Annotated in this window: 8 protein-coding genes; 5 read left to right on the plus strand and 3 right to left on the minus strand. The window is 66.3% G+C overall.

The window, feature by feature from the left end; genetic code table 11:
* Positions 1-40 precede the first annotated feature (40 nt).
* Complete coding sequence (locus ACQEWB_RS30900; RefSeq protein ID WP_432836703.1) at positions 41-604, minus strand: DUF6542 domain-containing protein; 564 nt, start codon at positions 602-604, stop codon at positions 41-43.
* A gap of 197 nt (positions 605-801) precedes the next feature.
* Here ACQEWB_RS30900 and ychF point away from each other — a divergent pair, with 197 nt between their 5' ends.
* The 5 genes from ychF (at position 802) to ACQEWB_RS30925 (ending at position 9457) form a co-directional block, all read left to right on the plus strand.
* Positions 802-1890, plus strand: coding sequence for a redox-regulated ATPase YchF (gene ychF, locus ACQEWB_RS30905; RefSeq protein WP_432836705.1), 1089 nt, complete (start codon positions 802-804; stop codon positions 1888-1890).
* A 340-nt stretch (positions 1891-2230) separates the two neighbouring features.
* The gene (locus ACQEWB_RS30910) at positions 2231-3121 is read left to right on the plus strand and encodes a transporter (RefSeq protein WP_432836707.1); all 891 of its coding nucleotides are present in this window, start codon (positions 2231-2233) and stop codon (positions 3119-3121) included.
* A 494-nt stretch (positions 3122-3615) separates the two neighbouring features.
* Positions 3616-5187: an N-6 DNA methylase gene (locus tag ACQEWB_RS30915; RefSeq protein WP_432836709.1), complete on the plus strand. Its 1572-nt coding sequence runs from the start codon at positions 3616-3618 to the stop codon at positions 5185-5187.
* Entirely contained in the window at positions 5180-6376 is a 1197-nt protein-coding gene (locus tag ACQEWB_RS30920; protein ID WP_432836711.1) for a restriction endonuclease subunit S, read from the plus strand. Before ACQEWB_RS30915 ends, ACQEWB_RS30920 begins: the two co-directional genes overlap by 8 nt.
* 3 nt (positions 6377-6379) lie before the next feature.
* Positions 6380-9457, plus strand: a complete 3078-nt coding sequence (locus tag ACQEWB_RS30925; RefSeq protein WP_432836713.1) for a type I restriction endonuclease subunit R — start codon at positions 6380-6382, stop codon at positions 9455-9457.
* A 116-nt stretch (positions 9458-9573) separates the two neighbouring features.
* On the opposite strand, the gene ACQEWB_RS30930 is transcribed toward ACQEWB_RS30925, so the two are convergent.
* Both ACQEWB_RS30930 and ACQEWB_RS30935 read right to left on the minus strand, forming a co-directional pair.
* A complete protein-coding gene (locus tag ACQEWB_RS30930; RefSeq protein ID WP_432836715.1) occupies positions 9574-10434 on the minus strand; it encodes a nucleotidyltransferase domain-containing protein in 861 nt (286 codons plus the stop codon).
* A gap of 258 nt (positions 10435-10692) precedes the next feature.
* Positions 10693-10980, minus strand: a complete 288-nt coding sequence (locus tag ACQEWB_RS30935) for a hypothetical protein (RefSeq protein WP_432836717.1) — start codon at positions 10978-10980, stop codon at positions 10693-10695.
* Positions 10981-11001 lie beyond the last annotated feature (21 nt).

The raw sequence follows: 11001 nt of genomic DNA on the forward strand, positions 1-11001 counted from the left end.
GCCAGGGTGGGCCGGCCTAAGGGCCACCCCGGCCGGCGGTTCAGGCCCTCGGTGGGCGGCGCCTCGCGACCTGCTTGCGCATCAGGGCGATCTTCCGGACGGTCACGATCACACCCGCGACGAGGGTGCCGCCGTAGAGCCAGCCGGCCTGGGTGGCCAGCGCCGTCACCAGGCCCATCAGGCGGCCCGCCAACCCGCCGCCGCTGTCGGCGACGGGGAGCAGGCCCACCGCGAAGGCGATCGGCACGACCACGGGGGCGGTCACCAGGTCGCCCTTGCGCACCCACAGCGCGGTCAGCACGCACACCGGCAGGAACAGCACGCCGTACACCGTCGGCGAGGCCCCGAACAGCAGCTGGTCCAGGCCGCCGAGGACGAACATCACGGCCCCGCAGAACAGGCCGCCGCCCAGACCGGTCAGCCGGGGGTTCGGCAGCCGCCGTACCGTCTCGACCAGCGGCGGGCCCGGCTGCCGTACCCCCGCGGGACGAGCCGCGGGGCGTTTGGCCGCCGGGCGTGCGCCGCCGCGGGCCGCCTGCGGGGGCAGCGGAGGGGGGTTGCGTCTCGTGCCGTTGTGCGGGGGGCGCGTCCTGTGTTGCTCCACGCGACCAACTTAGGTCGGTTTATGTGCCGAATCGGCCCTCAGACACGCCGGAGGGCAGACCTTGGCCGTGCGTTCGAGAGGTCCGGCGGGGCGGGGCCGGGCAGCCCGTAAACTGGGGGATCGGTCGGCCCGCCGGCCCCCTGGCCCGCCCGGTACGGGCACCGGCCCCTGGCCCTCTCACTACGGGAAGTCGCAACGTGTCGCTCACGATCGGAATCGTCGGTCTGCCGAATGTCGGCAAGTCGACCCTGTTCAACGCCCTGACCAAGAACGACGTGCTCGCGGCCAACTACCCGTTCGCCACGATCGAGCCGAACGTCGGGGTGGTGGGCGTCCCGGACGCGCGCCTGACCAAGTTGGCCGAGATCTTCTCCTCCCAGCGGATCCTCCCGGCGACCGTCGACTTCGTCGACATCGCGGGCATCGTGAAGGGCGCGTCCGAGGGCGAGGGCCTGGGCAACAAGTTCCTGGCGAACATCCGTGAGTCCGACGCGATCTGCCAGGTCATCCGCGCCTTCAAGGACGAGAACGTCGTGCACGTCGACGGCAAGGTCTCGCCGAAGGACGACATCGAGACGATCAACACCGAGCTGATCCTCGCCGACCTCCAGACCATCGAGAAGGTCCTGCCGCGCCTCCAGAAGGAGTCGCGGATCAAGAAGGACGTCGTCCCGAAGGTCGCGGCGGTCGAGGCGGCGAAGGAGATCCTGGAGAAGGGCGACACCCTCTTCTCCGCGGGCATCGTCCAGGGCTCCGGCAACGAGGAACTCCTGCACGACCTGCACCTCCTGACCACCAAGCCCTTCCTCTACGTCTTCAACGTCGACGAGGACGAACTGGTCGACGACGACTTCAAGGCCGAGCAGCGCGCCCTGGTCGCCCCGGCCGAGGCGATCTTCCTCAACGCCAAGCTGGAGGCGGACCTCGCCGAGCTCGACGAGGAGGACGCGATGGAACTCCTGGAGTCCGTCGGCGCGGAGGAGCCCGGCCTCACCACGCTCGCCCGAGTCGGCTTCAACACCCTCGGCCTCCAGACCTACCTCACGGCCGGCCCCAAGGAATCCCGCGCCTGGACCATCAAGAAGGGCGCCACGGCCCCCGAGGCGGCCGGCGTCATCCACACCGACTTCCAGAAGGGCTTCATCAAGGCGGAGGTCATCTCCTTCGAGGACCTGGTGGAGACGGGATCGGTGGCGGAGGCCCGCGCGAAGGGGAAGGCGCGGATGGAGGGCAAGGAGTATGTGATGCAGGACGGGGACGTGGTGGAGTTCCGCTTCAACGTGTAGCGGCTGACATATCACCACGTCGCTGATCTGGCAAACATGCAGGTCAGAGAGGGTCCGGCTCTTCGGGGTCGGGCCCTTAGTTTTTTCCCGTGCTGGGATGGTGCTGGGATAGCTGACCCCTCGTCACCTGTCATCACCCCTGCTCATCCCTACCGTGCTGGGATCGTGCTGGGATGGGATGAGAAAGCCCGTGCTGGGTTTCGGACAGCGCGGCGACCGGTGCGACGGGTGGGCAGGAAGATGCTCCGTCTGCACGGTTTCTTCACGGCTCCGTGGCCCCCGTTCGGAAACAAATCTGCACCCGCCCGACGTTGTCGATCTCCTAGCCGAGGAGGGGAAGGTGTCGGGGCTGAAGCTGTTCCACACGACGAATAGCGGCGTGACTGAGGTCACGCCGCGTCTTGCTGCTGTCGAGGCGGATGTGCAGGATCTCGTCGAGGCGCACATGGAGGCGATGCTGGGCGTCGCGTTCCTCGCGAGCGAGTACGTGATCGACTGCGTTGACGGCGGGCGTATCGATTCGCTCGGGCTGGACGAGAACGGGGCGCCCGTGATCGTGGAGTACAAGCGCGGCACGGACGCCGGGGTCATCAACCAGGGCCTCTTCTACATGGCCTGGCTGATGAGCCACAAGGAATCCTTCCGGAGTCTGGTCCGCGACCGGCTCGGGGCGACGGCCGCGTCCCAGATCCTGTGGAGCGCACCGCGGCTGATCTGCGTGGCCGGCGACTTCACCCGCTACGACGCGCACGCCGTACGCGAGCACCGGCGCTCGATCGACCTGGTCCGCTACCGGTACTTCGGCAGCGACCACTTCGGCCTTGAGACCGTGGCTTCGGTCACCGGGCACTCGGCAGAGGCCAAGCGGGTACGCCGCAGCGCGCCCGGGACACGGCCAGCTCGGCAACAGGGCGGTGCGATGGCCGAGCTGGCAGCAGCGGTCGACGAGGTGCTCGTCGGCTTGGGCGACGGCGTCACCCGGGTGCAGCGTAAGCAGTACCGCGCCTATCAGCGGCTGCGGAACTTCGCCTGTCTCATCCCGCCCCAGCAGGCCAAGGTGCTGGTCTACCTGAAAGCGGATCCGACAGCAGTGGACCTGGTGTCGGGCTTCACCCGGGACGTGACCGGACTCGGCCACCATGGCACGGGAGACTTGGAGGTTCAGCTGCGCACCGAGCGAGACCTGGAGCGCGCCCAGGAGCTGTTCCGACTCAGCTTCACCGCGGCGTGATGGAGCAGGAACCGGCGGCGGATGCCGTGTGGCGATGACGTTATGGATCGTCGCAGTGCTGCCTTTCGACGGGCGGTCAGGAGGTGGCGGTGGAGCTACAAGTATTCGGCGGATCCCCGGTTTCGGTAACCGGAGATCCGCCGCTATATTGCCGCGTTCACGATGGCGGAGCGGTGCTAGGTCACCTGTCTGAGACAGCCCACGGAGCACCAGCCCACAGCGTTCCTGCGGCGTAGACGGTAGAGACGACCAGGCGTGCTTCGCGCAGCTGCTGCCGGGATGGCGCTGCGATTCACCGCCGAGGCGGTCATGACGTGGGTGCCACGTCCGACGTGCATCGCGTCGTTGTCAGTGGCGGCGCGTAAGTTGGCGGACTGCAGGTTGTTCGCACAAGTCCCTTCTGCTGCGGGGGACTGAGCGAGAATAGGTCGGCCAACACGATCATGGCGGCCCTCGGGCCGCCACCCACTGACGAGCAAGGACACCACCGACTGATGGCAGTGACCCAGCAGGAGATCGAGAGCCGGTTGTGGGATGCGGCCGACGAACTGCGCGTGGCGATGCCCGAAGCGCAATACGCCTCGGTCGTCTTCCCGCTGATGTTCTGGAAGTACCTCTCGGACACCTGGGAGCACCATCACCAGGAGTTCCTGGCGGAGTACGAGGGGGACGACCTCTCCGCCGAGGAAGCGCGCGAGATCGAGTACCGCGACCACCAGTCGTTCGAGATCCCGTCCATCCACCCCGGCACCGTCCATGAGCGCCGTGCCTCATGGTCGTCCATCCTCGCCACCATCACTCAGCCCGGCCTCGGACAGCGGGTGCGCGCCTCCCTGCAGGCCATCGAGACGGCCAACCCTGACAAGTTCTCCCGCCTGTTCGGGTCTATGACCTGGACTTCCGAAGAGGTACTGCCGGGGGAGGTGTTGGCGGCGGTCATGCAGGCGATGGACCGCACCCCGAAGATGCACGAGGGCAACATGTCCCACGACGTGCTCGGTGGGGCGTACGAGTACCTGCTGAAGCGGTTCTCCGACGGGTCCGGCACCCGCGCCGGCCAGTTCTTCACCCCGCGCGAGGTCGTCGAGCTGATCGTCGAGATCCTGGACCCCAAGAGCCACGAGTCGGTGTACGACCCGACCTGCGGGTCGGGCGGCATGCTTATCGCCTCCGCGAACCTCCTGAAGGCCCACGGCGGGCGTGGCTACACGCTCAAACTGCACGGGCAGGAGGCCGTACAGGACACCGCGGGTGTGGCCCGCATGAACCTCTTCATGCACAACCTCACCCAGTTCAAGGTCGAGGTTGGCGACACCTTGAGGGACCCGCGCTTCAAGAAGCTGGACGGGTCTGTCGCGCAGTTCGATGTGATCCTTGCCAACCCGCCCTACAGCCTGAAGTGGAAGCCCTGGACCAGCGATCCCCGAGCCATCGGCGGCACCGCGCCATCGAAGTCAGCCGACTGGGCGTTCGTGCAGCACATGATCGCCAGCATGGCCCCGAAGAAGGGCCGCGCCGGTGTCGTGCTACCCCACGGGGTCCTCTTCCGCGGCGGCGAAGAAGGAGCCATCCGGCGAGGTGTCCTCGATGGCGACCTCCTCGAAGCCGTCATCGGGCTGCCGTCCAACCTCTTCTACAACACCACTATCCCGACCTGCGTCCTGGTCTTCCGTGCTCCCGGTACCAAGGCTCCAGAGCGGCAGGGTGGCGTGTTGTTCGTCGACGCCTCCACGCGCTTCGCAAAGGCCACTAACCGAAACATCCTCACTGAGTCTGACATTGCCAACGTGTTGGCCGCCTACCACTCCACCTTCGATACCGACGGCAATCCAGTAGACCCCGATGGTGCTGGTGGCCTGGCCGCACGATTCGCTCCACTGTCAGAGATCGCGGCGAACGGGTACGACCTGAACATCGGCAGGTACATCAAACATGTCGCTGCCGAGCAGGAAGACCTCGGTACCCTCATCGACGCCTACAACATTGCTCGCGCCGAACGTCAGAAGGCCGAGCAGCGCATGCTCGCGGTTCTCGCGTCCGCCGGAATCGAGGGCTTTGATGAGTGAGCAGTCGGAGTGGGACCGGAAGGCGCTCGCCGAAGTTGGAGAATTGGTCCGCGGTCGTCGTTTCACGAAGAACGACTACCTGGAATCCGGGCTTGGCTGTATCCACTACGCGCAGATTCACACTGATTTTGGGGCTATCGCGAGGGATTCACTCACGTTCCTGGCCGAGGATTTCCGTGCGCGAATGCGCCTTGCCCACCCCGGAGATCTAGTCATCGCCGCGACCAGCGAGAACGTTGAAGACGTCGGAAAGGCGGTTGCATGGCTGGGCGACGACGACGTTGCGGTTCACGATGACTGCTACATCTTCCGCCACGGATTCGATCCTGCGTACGTCTCGTATTTCTTCGCTTCATCCCTTTTCCATTCGCAGAAAATCAAGTACGTATCCGAGACGAAGGTCGTGCGGATCTCGGGTGCGAGCCTGAGCCTGATCGAGATTCCAGTGCCCCCTCAGCGGGTGCAGGAGCGGATCGTTGAAGTTGTCGGCGCGGTCGACGACCAGATTGCCGCACTCGACGACGAAGCAGGGGCTCTGGAGGGTGTGTATCGGGCGGCTGCCCCTCTGCTCTGGCGCACCGCCGCGGGGGACGAGGCGGAGCCCCGGTCTCTCGGAGACGTGATGCACCTCGACGTTGTGCGGACCCCGATGGAATCAGGGACGACATATCGCCTCGCTGGAGTGCTCAATGCTGGCAAGGGGCTTGTTGACAAAGATGCGTTCGACGGGGCTGATACTGAGTACACCGCGATGAACGTCCTTCGGGAGAACCAGGTGGTGATGCGGAAGCTAACTGCTTGGGAGGGGCCGATTTCCGTGGTTCCTGCCGAGTTCGACGGCTTCGTGGCCAGCAACGAGTTCCCGACCTTCACTCTCTCCGCTGACGTCGCCCCAGCGTGGATGAGGCACGTCTGCCGGACACCTCGACTATGGGCTGAAATGCAGAGCCGGGTCGTCGGGACCGTGCAGCGCCGTAAGCGCCTCAATCCCGACCAGCTTCTGTCGTTGACACTTCCTATCCCGTCCCGACCTGAGCAGGAGGAGGCAGCGGAGGCCCTAGACGCAATCGAAGGGCAGGCCGCTGCGATCCGTGCAGAGGCCGCCCGTCTCCGTGAAGTCCGGGCGAGGCTGCTGTCGGGGCTACTGGACCGCACTATCGACATTGAGTCCGCCGAGTTGGAGGTCTGAACCGTGGCGAAGGGCATTCGCGAGCGGGAGTTCCAGAACCTGATGATCCAGTGGTCTCTCCCGATGGGCTGGGGCTTCACCGCGGGCAGATCGTTGCCGCGTGAGATGACGCAGACGGTTATCGTCGACCAGCTGCGGGACGCCATCGTCCGGTTAAACCCCGGGTTGATCGCCGGGTTCGACGTGGACGTGGTTGTCGAGGAGATCGTTGCTACGGTCAACGCCGTCGACGGTGGCCTGGTGCGGGCCAACGAGCTGGTGCTGAACCTGCTGCGCGGACACAAGGAGTTCCGGGACGCCGACGGCGTCTGGCACGCCCTGAAGGTCATCGACTTCGAGCACCCGACGGCCAACACACTGGTCGTGTCGGACGAGGTGACCATAACCATCCCCGGCAAGACCTCCCGCCGGTTCGACCTCGTGTACTGGGTCAACGGGCTGCCTCTCGTCGTGGTCGAGGTGAAGTCTCCCACTGCGAAGTCCGGTTGGGCGGACGCGGCCCGCGAGATCAACGACGTGTACGCCACCGAGTACCCGTGGTTCTTCACCCCCAATGTCTTCTCCGTCGCTTCCGACGGACTGAAGCTGCGGTTCGGTGCCGCCGGCGCGCCCGTGAACCTGTGGCAGCCGTTCAGGTCCACCGCCGACGACGAGAACCTGTCCGGGCAGGCCGACGTGCGGCGCTCCGTCGAGTTGCTGCTCACCCCGTCCACGATCCTGGACATGCTCGCCAACTTCGCCCTCTTCGACACCTCCGGGGATGGGGCGGACATGAAGTACCTGCCCCGCTACCCGCAGATGGAGGCCGCGCACCTGATCCATGAGCGGGTTCTGGAGGGCGGGTCGAAGGGCCTGATCTGGCATCACCAGGGGTCTGGGAAGACGCTGCTGATGGTGTTCGCCGCCTCGCTGCTGCTGACCGACACTCGCACCGAGTCGCCCACGATCATCCTGCTCTCGGACCGGACCGATCTTGTCCGGCAGACCTCTGGCGTGTTCACTTCCGCGATGGGGCACGCCTACTTCCATAAGCCCGCCACCAGCCAGCAGTTGCGCTCCCTGCTGGCCGATGACGTGCGCGGCGTCATCTCTACCACCGTCCACAAGTTCGCCGACGCCGGCACGGGCCTGTCGACCCGGGACAACATCATCGTGCTGGTCGATGAGGCACACCGCACCCAGTCCGCCAAGGAGAAGTCCCTCGCCGGGCAGATGCGCGCGGCGTTGCCGAATGCGAAGTTCTTCGGCATGACCGGCACCCCCGTCAGGAACCTTGCCACCGATACCTTCGCTCTCTTCGGTGAAGAGAGTGACCCGGACAGGGTGTTGCACCGGTACTCGGTGTCTCGGTCTCTGCTGGACGAGGCGACCGTCCCGGTCATGCTGGACCCGCGTCCGGTCACCTTCGAGATAGACGATCAGGCGTTGCAGGCCGAGTTCGACCAGTTCGCCGACGAATTCGACCTCGACGACCCGGACCGCGAGGCCCTGTCCCGCAAGTTCGGGCGCCTCACCTCTGTGTTCGCCAATCCCAACCGCATCCATGCGGTCTGCCAGGACATCGTGGACCATTACCTGGCCAGCGCCTACCGCAACGGCCTCAAGGCCCAGGTCGTTGCATACAACCGTGAGCTGGCCGTGGCGTACACGGACAAGATCAACGAGTTGCTGGCTGGCTATGAGGCATCCCAGGTACTTGCCGAGGTCGGGAAGCACGAGCGGATCACCGCCGAGGTGAACATCCACGTCAAGGACTCCAAGGACGAAGACCGTGCCATGAAGGCGTTCCAGCTCTCGGAGGTCGATGAGGAGAAGCAGAAGCGGCGGTTCCTCACCCCGGACGACCCGCTGTGTTTTCTGGTGGTGACGGCGAAGCTGATGACTGGGTTCGACGCTCCCAACGAGGGTGTCCTCTACCTGGATAAGCCGCTCAAGGCCCACACGCTGTTCCAGACGATCACCCGCCCGAACCGCACCTGGGTGTCCCCGACCGGGTTCGTGAAGACCGACGGCGTGGTCGTGGACTACATCGGCCTGGCCGAGGAGGTCCAGCGGGCCGTGGTCGACCCCACCGCGAAGGGGGCCGGCAAGGGTGGCGGGTTCGTCACTGACCTGACCGAACTGGTCGCCGAGTTCCGTACTACCTTCGCCCGCATCGAAGACCTCCTCGCAGACGTTGACGGCCTGGACCTCACCGTCCACGGATACGAGTCCGTGCGAACCATCAACCTCTTCCTGGACGGCAACCCGGCTGCCGCCGAGGCGTTCAGCAAGGACTACCGGCTCCTGGCCCGCCTGTACCCGCTCATCAACACCGACAAGCGGATCACCAAGTACCAGGACGGCTTCGGGCTGTTCGGGTCCGTGTACACGACCCTGTTCAAGAAGTCCTCCGACGAGGAGAGGAAGGAACGGCTGGCCGAACTAGGGCCGATGGTCCTGGAGATAATCAACGCCCACGTCCACTCCTTCTCCGTGGCTGCCTCTCAGGAAGAAGCCCTCGTCCTGGACGCCCAGGGCATCGCCATCCTCAAGGAACTCCTGGCTCTTGTCCGCCTCAAGCCCGGCAAGGACGACGACGAGGACAAGAGGCCGCCGTCCGCGGCGGAGATCCTGGACCACATCAAGGCCGCCCTCGAAAAGGGCGTCGAACCAGGGTCCGCGAAGTACACCGCCCTGGCGGAGCGGATCAGGCAGCTGCGGGACCGGATCATTCAGAACTCCCAAGATGCACTGGACTTCCTGTCTGAAGCCCTCCGGGTTGCCCGCGCCATCGTGGACGCCGAGAAGCACCCCGACGAAGCCGTCGTGGTCCTGGACGACGACCACGTAGGTGTCCTGTCCCGGATCATTCACGACCACGCACCGGCCGGTGTCACCATCACGGAGCGGAACTTGGCCGAGGAGATCGACCAGGTAGTCACCCGCACCCTCGGCCGGGCATGGGACAACGCTGACGCTCGCAACCGAGGCGTCCGTCGTGCCACTGCTGCGGTCTTCCGCAGATATGCGTTGAAGCCGGTGGGGGAGCCGTATGACTCCACCGTCGCTTACATCGAAGCCCACTACCTCGTTGACTGACGAATGCACGGAAGGCCCGGCAACCTGTGGCGGTTGCCGGGCCCCGTCGCGCTGCTCGGCGGCCTGATCTGTCCCCTGAGCCACGCTGTTTCGTCGTCATTCGGGTGGCGGGAGTGCTACATCGGGGGCAGCGCTGCGATGTCACGCACGGTGATGTGGAGGGCGTGCAGCGGCTGTGTCCGTGTGGGGCGGACGACCTCCAGACTCTGTGCGCCCTCACGGAGCCGGAAGACGAGTTGGTCGAAGTGGTACCAGCCGAGGTTGATCCACAGAGCGCCGGCGCCGTACTGGTCGCGGCGGTGGTCGAGTGGCTGTCCCTGTACCCACACGGACGGCGGGGACATGCCGGTGTCCTCCGCGTAGCGCACGGCGGCAGCGGCGGCGCGGCGCAGTGGGCTGTCCAGCTTCCACCGGCGCCCCAGGGCGGCCAGGGCGGCCGGGTGGGTGGGGTCGTCGGCCGGGAGTTGGATGCGGCTGATCTCGATCGCGCCGGCGTCGAGCAGATCCACCAGCCGGACGCGTACGGGCAAGGGGATCCACCGGTCGAGTCCGTCGAACTGCTCGATCATGGCGTCGCGGGGCGCTCGGCCGGCGTCCGGGTCCGCCGTCATCGCCTGCAACCGCTCTTCTGCGGTGGCGCGGGTGTCACCGCGCTTCCACAGCAGTTGTGGCGCGGAGCCTTCGGGGAGGCGGTCGTTCTGATTGAACTGGAACTGGAACCCGCGCCTGTTGCCTTTGAGCGCGCGCTTCATCCCCGCCATGGGATCCCGGCCGTAGATGATGGCGCCGACGACGTCTTCGGTGAACTCGGTGTCAGTGTGGTGGACCACCGCCACATCGAGGTCGCCCGGCTCAAGCGCGCCTCGGGCGTACGAACCGAAGACGTAGACCTCGTCCACGAGGTCGAGGGGGCGAGCGCCTGCCTCGAGCCGGTCGAGCATCTCGTGGAGCAGCTCCGTTGCCCGCTCGCGCTTCATTGAGGCTCCCTCTGCTGTGCACGGCCGCTGGTTCGACCTTATGGGTCAAGGGCTCTGGCGAGAGTGCGCTGAAGAGGGAATCCAGGAGCCTTCCAGCCCTCCGGGCTGGCGGGGCGGGGCCGGGCACCGGCGTTCAGTGCAGCGCAAACCTGTGCGGAGTCGCAGACGGGCGGCCCGGTGCGGGTGGCCCCGCGGCGTGCCCGTGCCCGCTATGACCATGGCGGTGTTCGCCGGTCAGCGCGGTCGGCCAGCCTGGGGTTACGGGCCGGGCGCCGTGGTGGCGGGGCACACCGTGGTGTGGTGGGGCAGCTGCCGGGGCGTGCCGGGACTTCGGTGGAGGCGGGTGCCGGTGCCGTGCGCGAGTTTTTCCTCGCGGTCGATGCGGGCCAGGATCAGGGTGTGGTCGTCGAGGGTTTCGAAGCCGTGTGCGGTCAGCACGGGGCGGGCCAGGTCCTGCCGGGTGCCGGTGAGGATGGCGGTCACGGCGCTTGTGTGGGTGGGGTGGGCGTCGAGGCGGACGTGCGCGTCGGTGGAGGGTGGCGTCACGAAAAGTGGGGTGCTCTCTCG

Source organism: Streptomyces sp. CA-249302 (assembly GCF_050936785.1).
GTDB lineage: Bacteria > Actinomycetota > Actinomycetes > Streptomycetales > Streptomycetaceae > Streptomyces.